Source organism: Streptomyces sp. NPDC048436 (assembly GCF_043200355.1).
Lineage (GTDB): Bacteria > Actinomycetota > Actinomycetes > Streptomycetales > Streptomycetaceae > Streptomyces.
The window spans coordinates 405217-426817 of record NZ_JBICXP010000002.1 but is presented as its reverse complement, the minus strand read 5'-3'; the positions used below and the strand labels follow the sequence as shown (position 1 = coordinate 426817).

The following is a 21601-nucleotide window of genomic DNA, read 5'->3' as shown; positions in this document are numbered from 1 at the left end:
GCCGCCCGTTCGCGGCTATCGCGGCTATCGCGTGACGGTCAACTCCTCGATGCCGGCGGGCTTCTTCGCGTCAGCGGAAGTCAGCTTCACCCTGATGTAGCGGGCCGTGCCCCCATCCGATGCGGCGGCCTTCCAGTGCTTTCCGTCGCGTGATGTTTCCACGGTGTGCTTGGTGGGGCGTACGTCCGTCCAGTGCGGGGTGACGCGCGAGTAGTGCGACACCTTGCCGAGGTCCGCGGTGAGCTTGGCTCGGGCGGCCTCGGGGACCCATGCTGTGGCGCCGCTGCCGTCGAGAGCGGCGTCCGCGTACTGGCCGGGCTGCTCCGAACTCGCCTTCGCCGCCTGGCACCTGGCCAGGTTGGAGGTGGGCTCCAGGTCAGGGCGGCGGGTCTTGATGTGGGCGGGCGCGCCCTGGCTGACGATCTGCTTGCCCTGGGGCGTCTCGATCTCGAAGGGTTCGCCGTCGATGAGCCGCACGGTGGTGTCATGGGCGCCGATGGCGATGTCGTACGTACGACCCTGCCAGTGAAGCGCGTTGAGCTTGACGCCCTCAGCCAGCTGCGGCGGCAGCATCGGATCGAGCTGCACGCGGTCCTCGCGCATCCGCTGCCCGGTCAGGCCGTTGGTGAAGACCTGGAGAAAACCGCCCTGCCCCGTCGTGAAGTTCTGTGCAGGGGAGCCCGACAGCGGGTCGGATGCCCCCGCCTTGTCGCCGCGCGCCTCCGAGAACAGGTTGAACGGACCGCGGGTGAAGGGCCGGATGGAACGCGTCAGATAGGTGTACGCGGAGCAGCCGGGCTCGCCGGTGGCGGCGGCGTCGACGGCGTGCACCGAGTCGGTCATGGCGGGGCCGTCGGGGTCGGTACGGGCCGCGTAGTAGTCGAGGGTGTTGGTGGCGGCCTTCTTCGACATCGGCCACTCCAGCGGATACATCAGCAGCACGGTGTCCGCCTGCTTGATGACCGAGCCCTTGTAGCCGTCGTACTGCTGGAAGACCTGCTTCTTCTTGTCGTAGGGGATGCGCAGTTTGTCGGCGACGGTGTTCCACTCCGCGGGGGCGCCCTCGCCGAGAATCTCGGTGACGCGGCTCGCGGTGCGCAGGGTCGTGGCGGCGCCCGCGTTGGTGAAGACGCCGTCGTCGACGCCGTTGCTGTACTCGTCGGGCCCGGCCACGTCCTTGATGGAGTAGCTGCCGTCGCTGTTGCGCGTGGCCCGGTCGGCCCAGAACTCGGCGAGCCCTCGGATCACCGGCCAGCCGCGGGTGCGCAGCCAGTGGGTGTCCTTGGTGGCGAGGTAGTACTGCCAGGCGGCCAGGGCCACATCGCTCTGCAGATGGTTCTGGGTGCGGCAGTGCGGCGGGTCCACGCTGTGGCACTCGGACTTCAGGTCGCCCTTGCTCGCGCTGGTCCAGGGGTAGAAGAGACCGGGGTGGCCGAGCTTCTCCGCGTTGGCGCGGGCACCGGCCCGCGTGCGGTAGCGGTACTCCACCACGGACTTGGCGAGGTCGGGATGGGCGGCGAGCAGCGCCGGGTACATCCACGTCTCGGCGTCCCAGAAGACGAGACCGGCGTAGTTGTCGCTGCTCAGGCCGGTGGGGGAGATGCTGTCGGCCGAGCCGGTGCGGGTGCCGGAAAGGAGACCGTACTGGGCGGACCGTACCCACGACTGGAGTTCACCCCGCCCGGCCACCTCGATGTCGCCGCGCCACAGCTCGCGCCAGGCCGCCGTATGGCCGGCGAACAGCGCGTCCCAGCCGCGGTCGGCCGCGCGCCGGGAAGCCTCGACGGCGTCGCGCTCGGGAGCGCGCGAGGTCAGTGAGGTGTCGACGCCGACGTACTTGGTGAGCTCGTAGGTCCGGCCGGACCGGACCGGGAGACCGACGGACTGATGGGCGCTCAACTCACGTGCGGGAGCCGACCTTTGTTCATTTCCTGTACGTGTCCCGCGCTCGGCCCGGAGCGTCGATGCGACCGCCCCGTCGGTCTTCGTGCCGTCCGTGCGGAACCCCACGGCCATGGTCCGCCCTCCGGACCGCGCCCCGCCGCCGGTGGGCGTCACGCGCCGGGCGCCGCGCCCGTCGATGCGGTCGGTGACCTTCGCGCCGCCGCTCCAGTGCGGCGTCACGCGCAGCCGTACGGCGCCGACATGCGGGTCGGCGCGGTCCGCGAGGACTTCGTAGACGAGGTCGGTGGCCCGGCCGTCGGATGCGGTCCAGGTGAGCGAGGTGCGCACCAGACCGCGCCGCCGGTCGAGGCTCTGCTTGTAGTGCGAGATGCGGCTCGCGGGCGTCGCGGAGGTGAAGGTCTCGGACGCGGGGCCGCCGGTGGACACCGTGAGCGGGGTCCAGGTGGGGATGGCCGCGGCGACCTGCCGGTTCTCGGCCGTCTTGCGGTTGTGCGCGTAGAGCCCGGCGACGAAGGAGCCGTCGTAGCGGGGGGTGAAGAGGGGCCAGCCGGTCTTGCCGCCGGACGCGACGTAGCCGGTGCCGTTGGGCGCGACGCGCTGGCCGAGATAGCCGTTGCCGACGAACGCGTGGTACGTGTCCTTCGCGTCGATACGGTGCGACGTCAGCGTCCAGTCGTCATCGGGGGAGGACGCGGGCGTCGTCGGCTTCTCGGTTCTCGGGGACGCGATGTCGGCCGCCGCGGTGGGGGGAACGGCCGCCGCCAGCACACCCACGAGGAAGGGTGCGACGAACCGGGCCGTGCGGGGGAGGGACCTCATTGTGCTCCGTTGCGGGGTCGCCGGGGAAGGTCAGGCGACCATAAAGATGTGAACGGTCCGCGTCAACGAATCGCGCGATGTGTTGAAGAATCAAACGAACCCGTGAGTAGGTCCTACGCCTTGGCGTCCTGGGCCCACAGCGAGCGAACATGCCCGAGATGTCGGGTCATGCACTGTTCCGCCCCCTCGGCGTCGCCCGCCACCATCAGGTCCAGGAGCTCGATGTGCTCCTGTGCCGACGGGATCAGACGGCCGCGCTCGTCCAGCGTCGTCAGTCCATAGAGGCGGGAGCGCTTGCGCAGGTCGCCGACGGTCTCGACGAGCCGGTCGTTGCCGCCGAGCGAGAGCAGGGAGAGATGGAACCGCCGGTCGGCCTCGAGATAGCCGATGAGGTCGTGGTCGCGGGCGGCGCGCACGATCTCATCGGCCACGGCGCGCAGTTGTTCCAGTTCCGCGCGCGACGCGGACCGGGTGATGCGGCCGATCATCGGGACCTCGATGAGGGTGCGGATCTCGGTGTACTGGTCGAGGTCGCGTTCGTTGACCTCGGTGACGCGGAAGCCCTTGTTGCGGACCGGTTCCACCAGGCCCTCACTGGCCAGATCGAGCATGGCCTCGCGTACGGGTGTGGCCGAGATGCCGAAGTCCTCGGCGAGCACGGGCGCCGAGTAGACCTCGCCGGGCCGCAGTTCACCGGATATCAGGGCGGCCCGCAGATGGTGGGCGACCTGATCGCGCAGCCGCTCCCGGGGAGTGACGAGGGTGCGCTGTGTGAGGTGGCCCATGGTGGTGATCCCTTCGTGGCCCCGCAGGTCGTGGCCCGCGCGCCCGCCCCGAGTCGTTCACCAGCGTACAAGGTCACATTGTTTTCGCCCCTGGATCTGGTGCGCCGTCAGAGCGCGCCGACGGGCTGAACGCACGGATGCGGCAGGGGAGTTGTGAGCCTGTCGGCGTCTGAGGGGTTGTCAGTACCATTTCACATTACTACGTTACGCATCACATGGCGTGACCCTCGCTCCTCAAGTACCCCTGGCTGGCCGGCCGTTGACGCCGCGAGCCCCCGCGTCATGCGCACGCACCGCTTGCCCCACCTCCCACACATCAGGAGCCTGTCGTGCACAAGCCCCGTACCCTGCGCAGATCCGTGGTCGTCGCGGCGATATCCGTGACGTTGTGCGCCACGGCCGCACCGGCCGCCTTCGCGGATGCCCCCGCTCCCGACCGGCGCCCGGCCGCCGCCTCAACCGCCGCGCCGGGACCCGAGGCGGCGCCGAACCCGCTGGACCAGGTCGACCGCCGGGCCACCGCCCCGAAGCCCGCGGCCCTAAAGCTCCCCGCCCCGGCCGCACTCACCGACGGCCGCGTCCCCGGCCCCCGTACGGACAAGGCGAAGGCCACCACCGAGGTGCCCCGCGCCACCATCGGCAAGGCCTCGGTGCCCTGCACCCTCGACGGTGTCACCGGCCTTACGCCCACCCAGTTCGCCGACTTCCTCGCCGATCCGGCCGTCACCGCGGACGGCTGTCTGCGCGGACTCATCTGGACCTGGGACAGACGCCTCGCGCCGCTCATGTCGCCCGCGCACATCCAGGCCGTCTCCCGGCGCATCACCCAGCTCGCCGCAGCACACGACGGCAGCAACAGGGGCCACCTGCTTGAGATGTTCACCTATCTGCATGCCGTCTCCTACCAGGCCTTCTCCCATGACGAGGTCGACATCACCGACCCGTCGACCCTGGACGCCATGCGACGAGCCGTGGACGCCTTCGGCGGAGCGGCCCACGCCTTCGACGCCACCCGCTCGAACGCCGAGACGCTGCGCGAGGCACTGACGGCGGCCGGCGCGCCCGGCCTGCGCCAGCACCAACTCCCGCTCGTCAAGCGGGTCCTGGCGACCATGGACGCCGCCCACCCCGACACCGCCCAGGACACGAGCTGGGCGGGCGCCGCGCTCTCCGCGCTCACCCTGAACTACCTCGGCGTCCACCCCGGCAACCAGGACACCGCCTTCCGTGGCGCGGTGGCCGCCGACCCCTCCTACCGCGCCGCCTTCAAGGCGTTCGCCGGACACACCCACCTCAAGGGCAAGCCCAACGCCTGGGTGGTGCGTGACGCGGTGAGCGAGTACGGCCGGATGGGTCAGATCGACGCCCTGCGCCCCGAGATCGTCGCCGGGCTCGGCCCGCTCCTGGACACCACCGCCCGCAACTTCGGTGACCGCAGCGCGCCGTGGGTGAAGGTGGTCACCTGGCTGATCGAGTTCGACGCCTGCAAGCCGTACAAGGTCTGCAAGGACGACATCGAGCGTCGTCTCTTCCCGCGGACCTACGCGTACGACGTGGGAGGTATGAAGGTGCGCACCGCCCTCGACCGTGCCACCGTCGACCAGCTCTACTACGCGAGCAAGCAGGTCAAGGCCCAGTTCCACCGCGTCGTCGGCACCCACGAGCCGCTCGGCGGCGACCCCAACACCACCCTGAACACGGTCCTGTACGCCTCACGCGCCGACTACGAGAACTTCCACCCGCTGCTGACCGGCATGGGCACCGACAACGGCGGCGTCTACATCGAGAAGGGCGCGACCTTCTACACCTACCAGCGGCGCGTCCCCCAGGACTCCACGCTGACCCTCGAAGAACTGTTCCGGCACGAGTACACGCACTACCTCAACGGCCGGTGGGCGGTGCCCGGTTCCTTCGGCGAGGGGCCGTGGTACGAGGGTGACCGGACGACCGCGATGGACGAGGGTACGGCCGAGTTCTTCGACGGGGCCACGCGCGACGACGGCATCAAGGTCCGCAAGTCCCTGATCCAGGGGGTCATCGACGACACCGCGAAGGGCGGGCCGCGCATGACCGTCGACCAGCTGCTGCACGCCACCTACGAGGGGGACGGTTTCCGCTTCTACGACTACGCGGGCACGTTCTTCGAGTTCCTGTGGACCGAACGCCCCGCGCTGATCAAGGAGATGTACCGCCACCTGCGCTCCGACGCCCCGAGCGCGTTCGACACCTGGCGCGGCCGCCTGGGCCGTGACACAGGCCTGCAGAGGGCGTACGACTCCTTCCTCGACCGACAGATCGCACACGTCGACGACCTGTTCGTCCCCGACACGAAGTACGTTCCGGTCGACCGCCTGCGCGACAGCACGGCCGGTCAGGTCCGCTCCTCGTTCGTGTCGACGACCGGCATCACACCTGACTGCCGCTCCACCAGCGCGCCCGCGCGCCCGCGGTTCGTGTGCACCGGCCGGATCACCGCGAATCTGAACGATGCGACCAACCCCGACCTCGTCTTCAAGGACATGTCGGAGACCGTCGACGCCTACATCCTCGACCGCGCCAGAGGCGGCGACAACAACCTCACCGACATGAACTGCGCCTTCGGCGAGGTGGACCTCTGGACCGGCGGACGCGCCGGAACCTCGGACTACACCTGTGAGGGCCCGCTGCGCGGCTGACCCTTCCTCACGACACCGGTGATTTCGCCGATGTCGGCACGCCGTCAGTACCGCCACGGTGGGGACCGCCAACCAACACGGCGGCCTCCACCGGGGCGTACCTCTCGCCTCCCGCGTGGCTCCGCCACGACCGAGAGGAACCCCTCCGTGCAATCGCACGTCTTCTCCCGCCCTGTGGTGCGGGCCTTCCTGGCCGCCGCGCTGACCGCCGCCGGTCTGCTCGGCACCGGCATGGCGCCCGGTGCCCAGGCCGCCGCCGACAATCCCTACGAGCGCGGCCCGGCACCGAGCGTCTCCAGCATCGAGGCGTCGCGCGGTTCGTACGCCGTCTCGCAGACCAGCGTCTCCTCCCTCGGCGTCTCCGGCTTCGGCGGCGGCACCATCTACTACCCGACGTCCACCGCCGACGGCACGTTCGGCGCGGTCGCCATCGCGCCGGGCTTCACCGCCTACCAGTCGAGCATCGCCTGGCTCGGGCCGCGGCTCGCCTCGCAGGGCTTCGTGGTCTTCACCATCGACACCAACACCACCCTCGACCAGCCCGACAGCCGGGGCCGCCAACTGCTCGCCGCGCTGGACTACTTGACGAAGTCGAGCTCGGTGCGCGGCCGGGTCGACGCGTCACGGCTCGGCGTGATGGGGCACTCGATGGGCGGCGGAGGCACCTTGGAGGCCGCCAAGAGCCGTACGTCTCTGAAGGCGGCGATCCCGCTGACCGGCTGGAACACGGACACGACCTGGCCCGAGCTGAAGACGCCGACACTGATCGTCGGCGCGGACGGTGACACCGTCGCCCCCGTCGCCACCCACTCCGAGCCGTTCTACCAGTCGCTGCCCAGCACCCTGGACAAGGCGTACCTGGAGCTCAACGGCGCCACCCACTTCACGCCGAACTCGTCCAACACGACGATCGCGAAGTACAGCATCTCCTGGCTGAAGCGGTTCATCGACGACGACACCCGCTACGAGCAGTTCCTCTGCCCGCTGCCGAGGCCGAGCCTGACAATCGAGGAGTACCGGGGCAACTGCCCGCACACCTCCTGATCCTGACGTTCCGTCAAGGAATCCCACCGTCCGTCGCCGGGCAACCGGCGGCGGACGACGCGCGTGCGCCACCGCCCTCGGACTGTCGCTGATTGTGCCCGCGCACATCGGGACACGGCCGTCGTTGGTTGCGTGCCCAGGGCCGCGGACGCGGGGCTTCCGGCCAGTGTTACGCGGAAGTAACGTGCGGGCGTGACCCCTTCGACGACCGTATCCAGTGCGCTGAGGCCACCCGAGCTCCACGGCCGCGGCGAGGAAATCGCCGCCGTGGAAGCCCTGGTGGGTCGTGTACGGGCGGGCCGGGGTGGCGTACTCGTGCTGTCCGCTTCACCCGGCCTCGGCCGTACCGCACTCGTGGAACACGCGCGGGCGGTCTGCGCCCCCGTGCCCTCGGTCCAGCTGCCCGCTCCGGCAGCGCTGCCGCAGGAGGGCCCGCTGCTGGTCTGCGTCGACGACGCCCACACCTGGAACCCCGCGGCCCGCACCGCCCTCTTGGCCGACCTGCGCCGGCTGCCCGCCGAGAGACCCGTGGCCGTACTGCTCACCATCGACGAACACCCCGCCGCGGCCCACGAGTTCGCCGGACTGCCGACCATGCGCCTGGGCCCGCTGGACGACAGCGCGGCCACCGCCCTGCTCCAGCGGCTCACCCACTTCCACGCCGACCCGGTCGTCGGCGCCTGGCTGATCCGCGAGGCCGTAGGCAACCCCCGCCTGCTCACCGCGCTCGTGGCGGCCCTCACCCCCGACCAGCTCGCCGGGCGCACCCCCCTGCCCGATTCCCTGCCCGGCGGCGAAGACGTCCTCGACGCCTACGCGGCCCGCGTCGACATGCTGCCCCCGCCCGCCCGCGCCCTGCTGCTGCTCGCCGCGGCTGCGGGGGAGCACGAGCCCGACGGCGCGGGCGCGGACCTCGCCCTGGTGCTGCGGGCCGGCGGCGACTTCTCGGGACTGGCGCCCGCCGAAGCCGCCGGGGCCCTCTTCGGAGCGGGCGGCCGCATCCACTTCACCCACCCGCTGCTGCGCCGCGCCGTCCTGCGCCGGGCCCCGCTCGCCCGCCGCAGAGCCGCCCACACCCGCCTCGCCGCGGCCTGCCGGGACCGCCTCTCCTGCCTGGTCCAGCTCGCCTGTGCGGCGGGAGATCATGACGCGCGGCTCGCCCGCGCCCTCGCGGCGGCGGCGGACGCGCCCCGCCCCCACGCCGAGCGTTCCGCCGCCCTGGCCCGCGCCGCCACGCTCACCGCCGACACCGCGCTGCGCACCGACCGGCTCGCCGAGGCCGCGGAAGCCGCCCGCCTGTCAGGAGATCCCGTACGGGCCCGTGCCCTGCTGGCCCGCACCGGCGCCGCCCTCGGCCACGGCGGGGTCCACCGGGTGCGCGGACTCCTCGCCCTCGCCGACGGGCCCGCCGACGACGCCAGGGAGGACCTGCTCACCGCCGCCCTGCTGCTCCCGCCCGAACGCGCCCGCCATGCGCTGATCGGAGCCGCGGAGGCGGCCTGGGCGATGGGCGACGCCGCCGCCTACCGGGAGGCGATGGCGCGCTTGCCCGCCTGCGCCGACGACCCGTCCCTGGAGGCGTACCGCGCCGGGATGTGCGCGGTCTTCTCCGGCCGCACCGCCGAGGGCCATGCCCTGCTGCGCCGCTGCCTGGACGACGTACCCAGGACGAGCGATCCGGCCCGGCTGCTGCGCGCCGGCGCCGCCGCCCTGGTCGTCGGCGAGGTGGAGACCGCCTGCGCCGCGGGCTCCCGGGCGCTCGCCGCCGTACGCGCCTACGGCCCCGAAGTCCTGCTGCCGCGCGCACTGGAACACCTGGCCTACGGAGAACTGCGCGCGGGGCGCCACACCAGCGCCCGGGCGCACGCCCTCGAAGGGCTCGGGGCCGCACACCGCACCGGTCAGCCCAACGTGGCGGTCTCCCTGCACGCCGTCCTCGCGCTCGCCGCGTCCGTGGAGGGCGACGCGGAAGCCTGCGCGGCGCACGCCGCGACCGCGGCGGCGGGCGCGGGACCGCACGGTCTCCTTCAGGCCGCAACGCTCGCAGTCTGGGCCGTCGCCCGGGCGGACCTCGCCGCGGGGCGCCCGGGCGACGCGGCGGCGCGGCTCGCTCCGCTGGTCGCCCCGGGACCGCGAGGCGGGCACTTTGCCGTCAGGATGCTGGCCGTCCCCTGCTTCGTCGAAGCGGCCGTCCAGGCCGGGCGCCCGGCGGAGGCCCGGGACGCCACGGCCGAGTTCACCCGCTGGACCGAGGCCACCGCCGACCGGCTCGCCCCGGCCCAACTTGCCCGCTGCCACGCCCTGTTGGCACCACCGCAGCAGACGGCCGCCGCGTACGAGAACGCCCTGGCGCACCACGACCGCCTGCCCGGCGAGTTCGAACGCGGCCGTACGCAGCTCCTGTACGGGCAGTGGCTGCGCCGCAGGCGCCGCACCCGCGAGGCGCGTGGTCCGCTGCGTGACGCGCTGGTGTCCTTCGAGCGGTGCGGGGCGCGCGCCTGGGCGGACCGCAGCCGCGGTGAACTCCGCGCCGCGGGCGAGGCGGTGGCGGGGGAGCGGGAACCCGGTCCGCTGGCGGCACTGACCCCGCAGCAGCAACGTATCGCCCGTCATGTGGCGGAGGGAGCCACCAACCGCGAGGTGGCCGTCCGCCTCTCGGTGAGTCACCGCACCGTCGACCATCACCTGCGCAATGTGTTCGCGGCGCTCGGCGTACGCTCCCGCGTCGAGCTGTCGCGGCTCCTCGCCGGTGACACGGGGTTGCCGGACCGTGATGAGGAGATTGCCGCACACCTCTAGGTACCGACCGGGCGGTATGCCATTCTTCGGGCGTCAGGAAGATCCGGCAGTGTGCACACTCCCCGTGGAGGCCCCATGCCACACGTTCTGCGGTCACGGGTCGGGCCCCTGCATGAAGTGCCCGCCCTCGCCCCGTTCGTACCGGGCTCACGCTCCCTCCTCGATGCCGAGGCGGTCGCCGTGCTGCACCGCGCGGCCCGCGTCCTGCTGCGCGACCTGGCCACGATGACCGACCGGCTCGTCGCGGAGCTGCACGAGCAGGAGCCCGCCTACCGCGCGGACATCGAGGCCCACCCCACCGAGGTGTGGCAGGAGGTGCACCGCTCCCTGCGGTGCAGCGTCACCTCGCTCCTCCAGCCGGGACAGACCCGGGATGCCGCCCACCGCACGTCCGTCCAGATCGCCGCGGTGCGCGCCGAACGTGGGCTTCCGCTCGACGCGCTGCTGCACGCCTTCCGGCTCGGCGGCGCGCTGGTGTGGCAGGGCCTGGTCGAGGAGGTCTCGCGCGGCAACCCCGACGACATGGGGCTGCTCATCCATGTCGCCACGGACGTCTGGAACTTCGTCGACGAGCACTGCGGCGTCGTCGCCGAGGCCTACCGCCGCACCGAGCGCCGGATGGCCTGGCAGCACGAGAACCGGCTGCGGCTGCTGACGGCGGGCCTCCTCGACGGCAGCGCCCGCCTCACCGACCTGCCCACCGCCGCCGACGTCCTGGGGATGCCCGAGGACGGGTGGTACGCCGTGATCGCCCTGGCCGGTGAGGAGAGCGGCCTCACGCTGCCGACCGGGACACGGATGCTGCGCCATTCCGCTTCCGGGACCCAGTACGTCCTTGTCCTCCTCGACGACACCGAGGGAGACCCGGCGGCCGAACTCTCCGGGCTCGCCGCAGGTCTCGCCCTGCGGTCCGGCGCCCGGGCAGGCGTCGGATCGCCCGTGACCGGACTCGCCGCCGTCCCCCACGCCCGCAGGCTCGCCGACACCGCACTGCGCGCCTGCCCCCGTGGCGGCGGCACCGTACTCCTGGACGAACGGCTGCCCGACGCGCTCGTCGTCTCGTCACCCGAGCTCGCGGAGGCCCTCGCCGAGCGGGTCCTCGGCCCGTTGCACTCCCTCGACCCGGCCGACCGTGACCTTCTGCTCGACACACTCGTCGTCTGGCTGGAGAGCGACGGCTCGGCGCAGCGCGCGGGCGCCCGCCTTTACTGCCACCGCAACACCGTCCTCAACCGGCTGCGCCGCGTCGAGCAGTTGACCGGCCGCAGCCTCACCCGGGTCGGCGACCTCGTGGAGATCTCGCTCGCCCTGGGCGCGCGCAGGCTGCTCGGCGGATGAACGGCCGAAAGGCGGCGAGCGGACCCCTGCCGGGATCCGCTCGCCGCCTCATCGTGCGTGTGCCGGGATCAGGCCACCGGCACCGGGTACGTCGGGTACTCCACGCCGGAGACGTGCTGGACGACGCGGATGACCTGGCACGAGTAGCCGAACTCGTTGTCGTACCAGAGGTAGAGGATCGCGTTGTCGCCGTCGACCTTGGTGGCGCCCGCGTCGACGATCGAGGCGTGGCGCGAGCCGATGAAGTCGTTCGAGACCGCGTCGGGCGCGCTGGTGAAGTCGATCTGACGCTTGAGCGGCGAGGTCAGCGACACGTTGCGGAGGTAGTCGAGGACTTCCTCGCGGTTGGTCTCGCGCCCGAGCCGCAGGCTGAGGATCGCGATCGAGACGTCCGGCACCGGGACGCGGATCGAGCTGCCGGTGATGGGCGCCTTGAGGTCGGGCAGCGCCTTGGCGACGGCGGATGCGGCACCGGTCTCGGTGATGACCATGTTCAGCGGGGCGGAACGGCCGCGGCGGTCGGCCTTGTGGAAGTTGTCCAGGAGGTTCTGGTCGTTGGTGAACGAGTGGACGGTCTCCACGTGGCCGCGCACGACGCCGTACTCGTCCGCCATCGCCTTGAGCGGCGGGACGATCGCGTTGGTGGTGCAGGAGGCGCAGGACAGGATCTGCTCGTCCGGCTTGATCATGTCGTGGTTGACGCCGTGCACGATGTTCGGGACGTCGCCCTTGCCCGGCGCGGTCAGGACGACCTTGTCGACCCCGGGGCGCAGGTGCTGGGAGAGCCCCTCGCGGTCGCGCCACTTGCCGGTGTTGTCGATGAGGATGGCGTCCTTGATGCCGTACGCCGTGTAGTCGACCTCGGAGGGGTCGTTGGCGTAGATCACCTTGATCACGTTGCCGTTGGCGATGATCGTGCTGTTCGCCTCGTCGACGGTGATCGTGCCCTGGAACTGGCCGTGGATGGAGTCACGGCGCAGCAGCGAGGCGCGCTTGACGATGTCCTGCTCGCCGCCCTGGCGGACGACGACGGCACGCAGACGCAGGCCGTTGCCGGAACCGGCCTTCTCGATGAGCAGCCGGGCCACGAGGCGGCCGATGCGGCCGAAGCCGTAGAGGACGACGTCGCGCCCCTCGCGGGACTCGATCTTGTTGGCGCCCGTGGCACCGGCGACGGCTTCGGCGGTGAACTCCGCCACCGACAGACCGCGGTCGTCGGACTTGTACGTCGCGGCGAGCATGCCGATGTCGATCTGGGACGGGCCGAGATCGAGGGTGGTCAGAGCCTGGAGGAACGGCAGCGTCTCGGTGACGGAGAGTTCCTCACCGGCTATCTGCCGGGCGAATCGGTGGGTCTTGAGGAGGCTGACCACCGACTTGTTCACCAAGGAGCGGCTGTGGAGCAGGACGGTGACGTCCCGCTCACGGTGCAGCTTCCCGATGATCGGGATCATCGACTCCGCGATCTCCTCGCGGTTCTTCCAGTTGGTGAACGAGTCGTCATTGACAGTCACAGGTTTATCTTTCGAGCTAGGCGGCGCTCATATGCTAACCCCCTGCCACTTTGATCATGCAATCGGTGCCGCCTGTGCTGCGGGAGGGGCGAAATCGGAGGCGGACGGCGACGGCCCGCAGGCGCGGAGCGCCCCTCGGGTGCCCGTGCGGTTCAAACACCGCCTACGGGTGCCCATAAGTTTGGCTTATGGGGTCATAGGTCCAACCCGAGTACTAACTTAGGATTGCCTTAGTTTAGGCTTCCCGACGAGCCCCACGTCATCCTCGAAGGGAAACCTGATCATGTCTCGCCCTCTGCGGGTAGCCATTGTCGGAGCCGGCCCGGCCGGCATCTACGCCGCCGACGCGCTGCTGAAATCCGCAGTGGCGGTCGAGCCCGGTGTGTCGATCGACCTCTTCGAGCGGATGCCGGCGCCCTTCGGTCTGATCCGGTACGGCGTCGCCCCCGACCACCCCCGGATCAAGGGCATCGTCACGGCCCTGCACCAGGTCCTCGACAAGCCGCAGATCCGCTTCTTCGGAAACGTCGACTACCCGGGCGACATCAGCCTGGACGACCTGCGCACCTTCTACGACGGGGTGATCTTCTCCACCGGGGCCACGGCCGACCGGGCGCTCGACATACCCGGCATCGACCTCGACGGCTCGTACGGCGCCGCCGACTTCGTCTCCTGGTACGACGGGCACCCGGACGTGGAGCGGACCTGGCCGCTCGACGCGGAGAAGGTCGCCGTCCTCGGCGTGGGCAACGTGGCGCTCGACGTGGCCCGCATCCTGGCCAAGACGGCGGAGGAACTCCTTTCGACCGAGATCCCGCCGAACGTGCACGAGGGCCTGAAGGCCAACAAGGCGCGGGAGGTCCACGTCTTCGGCCGCCGCGGCCCGGCGCAGGCCAAGTTCAGCCCGATGGAGCTGCGGGAGCTCGACCACTCCCCGAACATCGAGGTCATCGTCGACCCCGAGGACATCGACTACGACGACGGCTCGATCGCGACGCGGCGCGGCAACAAGCAGGCCGACATGGTCGCCAAGACCCTTGAGAACTGGGCCATCCGCGACGTCGGCGAGCGGCCGCACAAGCTGTTCCTGCACTTCTTCGAGTCGCCGACCGAGATCCTCGGCGAGGACGGCAAGGTCGTCGGCCTGCGCACCGAGCGCACCGCCCTCGACGGCACCGGCAACGTCAAGGGAACCGGCGAGTTCAAGGACTGGGACGTCGCCTCCGTCTACCGCGCCGTGGGCTACCTCTCCGACGAACTGCCCAAGCTGCCCTGGGACGTCGAGTCGGGCACGGTTCCGGACAAGGGCGGCCGGGTCATCGAGGAGACCGGCGAGCACCTGCGGTCGACGTACGTCACCGGCTGGATCAGGCGCGGCCCCGTCGGCCTGATCGGCCACACCAAGGGCGACGCCAACGAAACGGTCGCCAGCCTCCTGGACGACCACGCGAACGCCCGCCTCCACACGCCCGAGGCTCCCGAGCCCGCGGCCGTGGACGCCTTCCTCAACGAGCGGAACGTCCGCTTCACCACGTGGGAGGGCTGGTACCGCCTCGATGCCGCGGAGAAGGCGCTCGGCGCGGCGGAGGAGCGCGAGCGCGTGAAGATCGTCGAGCGCGAGGACATGCTCAAGGCGAGCGGCGCCTAGGGGGCGGCGACGGCAGGGTGAGGCTCCCGCAGTGCGGCGGGGGGGGGGGGGGGGGCGGGCCCCGCCCCCCCCCCCCCCCCGGGGGGGGGGGGGGGGCGGGGCGGGCCCCCCCCCCCCCCCCCCCCCCCCCCCCCCCCCCCCCCGCGGGGGGGGGGGGGGGCCGCCCCGGGGGGGGGGGGGGGGCCCCCCCCCCCCCGGCGGGGGCCCCCCCCCCGGGGGCCCCCCCCCCCCCCCGGGGCCCCCCCGACGGTGCTCTGTTACAGGCTCTGTTACAGACGGAGCGCCGCGTCAGACCGTCAGCAGGTCGTCGAGCGAGCCGCGGCCCTGCTCCTCGGCCAGGGCCGCGGGGCTGTCCTTGTCCGCCGCGTACCGGCCCGTGGTCAGGGCCCACTCGTAATTGCCGTTGATCCAGTGCTGCGTGGCCTCCACGCCCATCCGCACCTGGTCACGCCCCTCCTGCGAGAGGCCGAGCTCGTCGCACATGGCGGGCACCCGCTCCTCGAAGAGCAGATAGTCCCGCAGCCGCTCCGTGGTCATCCTGATCGCCTCGTCGGCGGCCTCCTCCCAGGAGCAGCCGCGCTCGTGCCGCAGGACGGTGATGAGGTTGTGGCCGTCTCCGCGGCGCTTCTCGCGCTCGAAGGAGTGGATGTCGTTCATGAACCCGATGGTGTCCGCGGCGGCGTCCCGCAGCCCGATCATGACCGGATGCGCCTGCACCTGAGCGGGCACCTCGAAGCGGCGGCTGCGCTCACCCGCGTCGATGCTGTGGTGGATGCCCACGGTGCGGCGCCGGAACTCCGTGTACGCGTCGAGCCCGAGGGCCGTACCCCGTGCCGCCAGGTCGACCTCCTCGGAGTGCGCGACCAGGAACCGCCCCCAGGAGGCGGCGAACCGCGTCCGCCAGGCCAGCGACATGCCGTCCGCCAGCTGAGCCCACACCTGGGCCCAGGCCACCGTGATCGGGCAGACGACGCGCGGCTCGCTCCCGGCGGGGCGCAGCGGCGTGGCGATGAGTTCGCGGGCCACCTCCGCGATGCGGTCGGCGCGGTCAGGGCGCCCTGCGTCGAACTGGTCGTCGAAGAGGAAGGCCAGGGAGAACCAGTTCATCAGGACGACCATGTCGTCGGCGGACGCGTACGGATACGTGCGTATCGCGGCCTGGGGCAGGTCCCAACTCTCGTACTCCTCGAAACCGGCCTGACTTCGGACCAGACCCATCTCCTTCACCCAGCGCAGATGCCGCTCGCGCGCGTACTCGAGGTGCTCGCTGACGGGGGTGGTGAAGGGGAGGTCGAACCTGACGTCCTGCGGCATTCACGTTCTCCTAGAAATGCGCATGCGGAGCCCCCCCTTGCACCCTGCATGCGGACGAATGTTCGGTTGAAGATCAACTGCGCTAGCAGACTGCCCCTGCCGCAAACGATCTAAGCTGTGACGGAGATCATCATGAGCGTCAGAAGTGGCCCATGGGGCGGGGGTTGACCCGGGGGACGGGGTGGGAATGCATGGCGGCACCTGGATCACCCGAAGGAGCCACTGAGCCATCGTGACCACCGTTGCGCCGCCCCCCATACCGACTGCGGCGGGTTCGCTCCCGCTGCTCGGCCACGCGATCCCCCTCCTGCGCGACAACCTCGCCTTCATCGCCTCCCTGCGCGCCTACGGGCCGCTGGTCAGGATCCATCTCCAACCGCAGCAGCCGACGATCGTCGTCAACGAACCGGCGCTGATCCGCAAGATGCTGGTCGACCTGGCGCCGGGCCTGGACAAGGGGCGCTTCTTCGAGAAGATGGGCCAAGTCCTCGGCGGCGACAGCGTGGTGACCGCCGCCGGCGCCGAACACGTACGCAAGAGACGCCAGCTCCAGCCCGCCTTCCGGCACGCGGAGATCGCCCGGTACGTCGACCTCATGCGCGATCAGGTGACACAGACCGTCGCCACCTGGACACCCGGCCAACTCCTCGACGTACGCGAGGCGATGGTGAAGCTGTCGCTCGACATGCTCGCGGCGACGGTCTTCGCCTCGAGCCTCGACGACCAGGCATTCCAGCGGCTGCGGCGCGACCTCTCCGTGGTCATGAACGGCGTCGGTACGCGCGTCATGCTCCCCGACTGGGTGGAGAAGCTGCCGCTGCCCGCCAACCGGCGCTTCAACGCCTCACGGGCCGCCGTGCGCGACATCATCGGGCACGCGGTCGACGAACTGCGGGCCTCCGGGCACGACACCGGGGACATGCTCTCCATGCTCCTGCGCGCGGAGGACGAGGAGACGGGGCGGCCGATGAGCGGCCACCAGATCTGCTCCGAGGTCCTGACCCTTGCCGTCGCCGGCACGGAGACCACGGCCTCCGTCCTGTCCTGGGTCCTGTACGAACTCGCCCGCAACCCCGAGGTCGACCAGCGCCTCCAGGCCGAGCTCGACGAGGTCCTCGACGGCCGCCCCGTCACGTTCGAGGACATCCCCGAGCTCACCTACCTGCGCAACGTCATCACCGAGGCGCTGCGCCTGCACCACACCGGCTGGCTCGTCACCCGGCGCACCCTGGACACGATCCGGCTGGGCGACTTCGAGATCCCGCCGGGCACGGAACTGGCGTACTGCCAGCACGCGTTGCACCGCGACCCGGCCTTCTTCCCCGATCCGCTGCGCTTCGACCCCGACCGCTGGCTGGACGAGGAACAGAAGGCGGCCCTGCCGGACGGCGCGTTCCTGCCCTTCGGCGCGGGCAAGCACAAGTGCATCGGCGACCACTTCGCACTGACCGAGCTGACGACGGCGATCGCGACGATGGCCGGATCCTGGCGCCTGGAGCCGGTACCCAACCAGAAGGTACGCCCGGTGGCGCGAGCCACAGTGCGGCCCAGCACGCTCATGATGACGGCGGGGCCCCGGGCGTAACGCGAAGACCCCGCTCTTCGAGGTGTGTCTCTGTTTCGGTTGGCCGCCCGGTTGGCGGTACGCCGGACTGGCTGCGCGGCGATTGCGGGTATGCGATCCGACATGCCCCCAGCACCCGATAGGCCGAGCCCGAATCGCCGCCCGCCGACCTCGTCGTCGTTTGCCGGGCTCGCTTGGAACCGCGGGCGCGAGATGGAGCTCATGCACCGCGCCATGGGCTTCGCGGCGCTCAGTTTTCTCACGCTGGTGCCCCTCCTCGTGGTGGTCGCCGCCGCCGACCTCGCGAGGGGAGAGGGTTTCGCCCGATGGCTGGTGCAGGGCCTCGGGGTGTCCGAGGTGCCGGAGGAGGAGATCGAGCAACTGTTTGGAGTGCCGGGCCAGGCCTTGCAGCGGACCACGGCACTGGGCCTCGCCGCGCTGGCGGCGTTCGGCGTGACCTTCGGATCCGCCGTGCAGACCGGCTACGAACGGGTGTGGGACTTGCCCTCGGCGCGCTGGCACACCATGTGGCGGCACGTCGTCTGGCTGGCGGTGCTGGTCTTCGTCCTGCTGCTCTTCGTCACCGCGCCCGCGCCGAAGGAGTCGTCCGCCGCCGAGACCGCCCTGGTCACCGTAGGCGACACCATCGGTGTGTTCCTCTTCTTCTGGTGGTCGCAACGACTGCTCCTCTGCGGCCGGGTCCGCTGGCGGGCCTTGGCCCCCGGGGCCGCCGCGACCGCCTTGGGGCTACTCGGGCTGCGGGTCTTCTCGCAGTTCGTCTTCTCTCCGCTGATCGCGTCGAGCGCGGTGACGTACGGCCCGTTCGGCACAGTGCTGATCCTGCAGTCCTGGCTGGTGGGGGTGGGCTTCGTCGTATACGGCGGGGCGCTGGTGGGACGCCTCGTCCATGAGCGGCGGCTGGGGCGCGGACTGACGGGCGAGGGACCGAACTGACGGGGTGGAGTTAGCAAGTGAGCATTCACCGAAGTCTGCCGGCGCTGTACCGACCGCATCGGCTCGCGCTCGTCCTCGACCGCGATGTGAGAGGCCCATGGCGGGGACATCCGGCCATTCAGGCAGGACGAGCCTGAGCTAAAGCGCGGCGGCGAGTGCTGAGTGCGCCCCGGCGGCTCCGTTCAGTTTCCGCCGGCGCACCTTCTCGCCATGCCCACCGCAGGCTTCAAATAGGCAGCTGGAAACGTTTCTTCACTCTTGCACACGGCCTGTCTTGGATTCAACGAACTCCGTGACCTGCGGTGCTGCCATCTGGCTGCATTTGCACTTTACGTACGATCCCATTTTCTTTAGCGGCCTTGTCTCGGCATCCGCCTATGCACGTAGCTATTGCCTGCACCCGCCTTCTCTCTCAGGGCTCCCGATGAGCCCTGGGCAGGGCGGCAGTGGACCGGCTTCCGGTTCGCCGCCGACCAGGGAGGCGGTCGTGACACCCGCACGTGAGGAGAAGTCATGAAGAAGGCTTACGAAGCGCCGACGCTCGTCCGGCTCGGAACGTTCCGGAAGAAGACCGGGCTCCTGCAGCGCTCCGGCAACGACCGGCTGATCCTGAGCAAGAACTGACGACCGACGGTTCTTGACTCGACGTCATGACTGAACTGCACGAGAGTGCGGGGACGGGCCCCGGCGACGCGCACTTCACGGTCTTCACCGACCGTGCGGACGCGGCCGCCGTGGCCCGCTCCTTCGCCCACCCCGGAACACGCGTCCTGGACCACGCTTCGGGCCGGCCCTGGCTGGTGGGGCAGTGGGACGACCAGGAGATCGTCACCGCGCGCGTCGGCCACACGGCCCTCGCCGTCATCGGCTGCTGCCCGATCGACGCCGCAGAGCTCGAACGGCATGCCGGGCGGCTGCGCGATCTCGCCGAACTCGACGCGCTGGCCCGCTCCCTTCCCGGAAGCTTCCACCTGGTCGCCACATTGGACGGGCGGCTCAGGGTGCAGGGCACCGCCTCCGGACTCCGGCTGGTCTTCCACGCCCCCGTCGACGGAATCCACGTGGCCGCCACCCGCGCCGACGTACTCGCCGCCGCGCTCGGCGCCGCTCCGGACGAGGAGCAACTGGCCGTCCGGCTGCTCTGGCCGGTACCCCATCCGCTCGCCGAGTCACCCATGTGGCGCGGCATCACCTCCGTCTCCCCGCACGACGCGCTGATCGTCGCGGCCGACGGCCGAACCGTGCGCCACTCGCGCTGGTGGACTCCGCCCGAGCCGGTACGCACACTCAAGGACGGCGCGCCCCTCGTCCGCGAAGCCCTGGCCACAGCGGTCGATGCCCGTACCCGAACGGGTGGCGTGGTCAGTTGCGACTTGTCCGGCGGGCTCGATTCCACCTCCATCTGCTTCCTCGCCGACCGTTCCCCGGCCCGGGTGGTGGCCAGCACCTGGCCGGGGCGCGACCCTGCCGACACCGATCTGTACTGGGCCGAACAAGCGGTCCGGTCCCTGCCGGACGTCGAGCACGTCGTCTGGGACGCCGATGCCTCGCCGCTGGTCTACACCGACCTGCTCGGCATCGACGACCTGCTGGACGAGCCGACCATCGGCGTCATGGACCGCTCACGGGTCCTGCACCACCTGCCCGGCCTGGCGGAGAGGGGCAGCCGCCTGCACATGACCGGCATCGGCGGCGACCACGTGGCCTGGTGTTCGGAGGCGTACTACCACCGCTTGGCGCGGACCCGCCCGCTGTTCGCCCTGCGACAGCTGCGCGGTTTCCGTGCCCTGTGGCAATGGCCGCTCGGCGGCACAGCACGCGCACTGGCCGACTCCCGGCCGTACGGGAAGTGGCTGGCAGACTCCAGCAGCCGACTGAGAGACCCACTGTCCGCCACCGTCAGCACCAGCCTCGGCTGGGGCATGCCACCGCGTCTCTTCGACTGGGTCACCCCCGAGGCCGAACGGGCAGCTCAGCGTGTGCTGCGCGAGGCAGCGGCGAACGCCGTCCCGTCGCACCCGGACCGCGGCCTGCACGCCGACCTCGACCAGATCCGGTCCTGCACGCGCATCATCCGCCAGTGGGACCGGATGGCCGCCCGGGCCGGCGTACCCATGGCTTCGCCCTTCCTCGACGACCGCGTCATCGAAGCATGCCTGGCCGTTCGCCCGAGCGAGCGCGTCACGCCCTGGCAGTACAAACCGCTCCTGACCGCCGCCATGAGCGGGATCGTGCCCGATGAGTGTCTGCGGCGCACCAACAAGGCCGCCGCCTCCATGGACGCCGCCAATGGACTGCGTGAGCACCGCGCCGACCTGCTGGCGCTGTGGGAGGGCTCCCGGCTGGCACAGCTCGGCCTGGTGGACGCGGACGCGCTTCGCCGACTCGCCCAGCGGCCCGCAACACCCGAACTGCGCGACGCCGTCCTCTACTCGACCATCGCCGCCGAAGTGTGGCTGCGCGGCCTGGACCGGACCAGCGGGCCCAAGGCACCCATCGCGTCCCCATGACAACAGCTCACCGGCAGGAAGGCACACTCATGGCACTGAAGTTCGGCGCCGACGTATCCACGGCGCGGACCGACTACGGCACGGTTCTGCTGGACGAACGGGCCGGAGAGTACTGGGAGTTGAACCCCGCCGCCACCTTGGTCGTCAGCACCCTGATGGCGGGCGGTGACGAAGCCGACGCGGTCGCCGCGCTCACCGGCGAGTTCGACATCGACCTCGCCCAGGCGACGCGGGACGTCGACGCCCTCGTACAGGAGCTGCGAACGTCCGGACTGGCCCGATGACGACGCCGAGCGCCTTGGAGCGGCCGGGCGGCGTACCCTTCGCGCGGCGCATGGCCGCCCGTCTCGTCCTGCTCCCCGCCGTCGCACTCTCGCTCCTTCCGCCCCGCCGGATCCGCGCCGTACTCGATGTCGCACGCCGCGGAGCCGGTCCGGCCACCGCCGCACAGGCCAAGAACGCCCGGGACGCGATGTGCGCGGTGAGCCTGCGCTGCGCGGGCCCGAAAGGCTGCCTGCCCCGCTCCCTGGGCGCCGCGCTGCTGTGCAGACTCGGCGGCGCCTGGCCGACCTGGTGCACCGGAGTACGCGTCGTACCGCCCTTCACCGCGCATGCCTGGATCGAAGCCGACGGGCGCCCGGTCGACGAAGGGGTGCCCGACGGCTACTTCACCCGCCTGATCGCCGTCGACCCCACGAGCCGGCCGGCGTCCCGGTGACCGGCAGTCCCGGC

The 21601-nt window shown here is 71.1% G+C and carries 15 protein-coding genes; 11 read left to right on the top strand and 4 right to left on the bottom strand.

What is annotated here, in order from left to right:
* Window positions 1-24: 24 nt before the first annotated feature.
* Together ACGFX9_RS08465 and ACGFX9_RS08460 are read right to left on the bottom strand one after the other, a co-directional pair.
* Window positions 25-2724, bottom strand: a complete 2700-nt coding sequence (locus ACGFX9_RS08465) for a discoidin domain-containing protein (protein WP_393466759.1) — start codon at window positions 2722-2724, stop codon at window positions 25-27.
* Between the two features lie 113 nt (window positions 2725-2837).
* A complete protein-coding gene (locus ACGFX9_RS08460; protein WP_393466756.1) occupies window positions 2838-3509 on the bottom strand; it encodes a GntR family transcriptional regulator in 672 nt (223 codons plus the stop codon).
* Between the two features lie 329 nt (window positions 3510-3838).
* On the opposite strand from ACGFX9_RS08460, the gene ACGFX9_RS08455 reads away from it, so the two are divergent.
* From ACGFX9_RS08455 to ACGFX9_RS08440, 4 genes are all read left to right on the top strand, one after another.
* Window positions 3839-6184, top strand: a complete 2346-nt coding sequence (locus tag ACGFX9_RS08455; protein WP_393466753.1) for a collagenase — start codon at window positions 3839-3841, stop codon at window positions 6182-6184.
* A 147-nt stretch (window positions 6185-6331) separates the two neighbouring features.
* The gene (locus ACGFX9_RS08450; RefSeq protein ID WP_393466750.1) at window positions 6332-7228 is read left to right on the top strand and encodes an alpha/beta hydrolase family protein; all 897 of its coding nucleotides are present in this window, start codon (window positions 6332-6334) and stop codon (window positions 7226-7228) included.
* Between the two features lie 192 nt (window positions 7229-7420).
* Entirely contained in the window at window positions 7421-10027 is a 2607-nt protein-coding gene (locus ACGFX9_RS08445) for a LuxR C-terminal-related transcriptional regulator (protein ID WP_393466747.1), read from the top strand.
* 75 nt (window positions 10028-10102) lie between these two features.
* Window positions 10103-11365: a PucR family transcriptional regulator gene (locus ACGFX9_RS08440; RefSeq protein ID WP_393466744.1), complete on the top strand. Its 1263-nt coding sequence runs from the start codon at window positions 10103-10105 to the stop codon at window positions 11363-11365.
* 68 nt (window positions 11366-11433) lie between these two features.
* On the opposite strand, the gene ACGFX9_RS08435 is transcribed toward ACGFX9_RS08440, so the two are convergent.
* Window positions 11434-12879, bottom strand: a complete 1446-nt coding sequence (locus tag ACGFX9_RS08435) for a glyceraldehyde-3-phosphate dehydrogenase (RefSeq protein ID WP_393466741.1) — start codon at window positions 12877-12879, stop codon at window positions 11434-11436.
* A 283-nt stretch (window positions 12880-13162) separates the two neighbouring features.
* Between ACGFX9_RS08435 and ACGFX9_RS08430 the strand changes: the two genes are divergently transcribed.
* Window positions 13163-14527 carry an FAD-dependent oxidoreductase gene (locus tag ACGFX9_RS08430; protein WP_393466737.1) on the top strand — a complete coding sequence of 455 codons (1365 nt, stop codon included), beginning with the start codon at window positions 13163-13165 and terminating at the stop codon, window positions 14525-14527.
* A gap of 288 nt (window positions 14528-14815) precedes the next feature.
* Here the strand turns inward: ACGFX9_RS08430 and ACGFX9_RS08425 are convergent, their stop codons facing one another.
* Window positions 14816-15841, bottom strand: a complete 1026-nt coding sequence (locus tag ACGFX9_RS08425) for a 7-epi-alpha-eudesmol synthase (RefSeq protein WP_393466733.1) — start codon at window positions 15839-15841, stop codon at window positions 14816-14818.
* A 232-nt stretch (window positions 15842-16073) separates the two neighbouring features.
* Here ACGFX9_RS08425 and ACGFX9_RS08420 point away from each other — a divergent pair, with 232 nt between their 5' ends.
* From ACGFX9_RS08420 to ACGFX9_RS08395, 6 genes are all read left to right on the top strand, one after another.
* Window positions 16074-17426: a cytochrome P450 gene (locus ACGFX9_RS08420; protein WP_393466730.1), complete on the top strand. Its 1353-nt coding sequence runs from the start codon at window positions 16074-16076 to the stop codon at window positions 17424-17426.
* 102 nt (window positions 17427-17528) lie between these two features.
* Window positions 17529-18359, top strand: a complete 831-nt coding sequence (locus ACGFX9_RS08415) for a YhjD/YihY/BrkB family envelope integrity protein (protein WP_393466728.1) — start codon at window positions 17529-17531, stop codon at window positions 18357-18359.
* 513 nt (window positions 18360-18872) lie between these two features.
* Window positions 18873-18983, top strand: coding sequence for a keywimysin-related RiPP (locus ACGFX9_RS08410; RefSeq protein ID WP_107473153.1), 111 nt, complete (start codon window positions 18873-18875; stop codon window positions 18981-18983).
* A gap of 26 nt (window positions 18984-19009) precedes the next feature.
* Window positions 19010-20869, top strand: a complete 1860-nt coding sequence (locus tag ACGFX9_RS08405; RefSeq protein ID WP_393466725.1) for a lasso peptide isopeptide bond-forming cyclase — start codon at window positions 19010-19012, stop codon at window positions 20867-20869.
* Between the two features lie 29 nt (window positions 20870-20898).
* The gene (locus ACGFX9_RS08400) at window positions 20899-21153 is read left to right on the top strand and encodes a lasso peptide biosynthesis PqqD family chaperone (protein ID WP_393466723.1); all 255 of its coding nucleotides are present in this window, start codon (window positions 20899-20901) and stop codon (window positions 21151-21153) included.
* On the top strand, window positions 21150-21587 hold the full coding sequence (locus tag ACGFX9_RS08395) for a lasso peptide biosynthesis B2 protein (protein ID WP_393466720.1): 438 nt from the start codon (window positions 21150-21152) through the stop codon (window positions 21585-21587). The genes ACGFX9_RS08400 and ACGFX9_RS08395 overlap by 4 nt, the downstream gene beginning before the upstream one ends.
* Window positions 21588-21601: the final 14 nt, after the last annotated feature.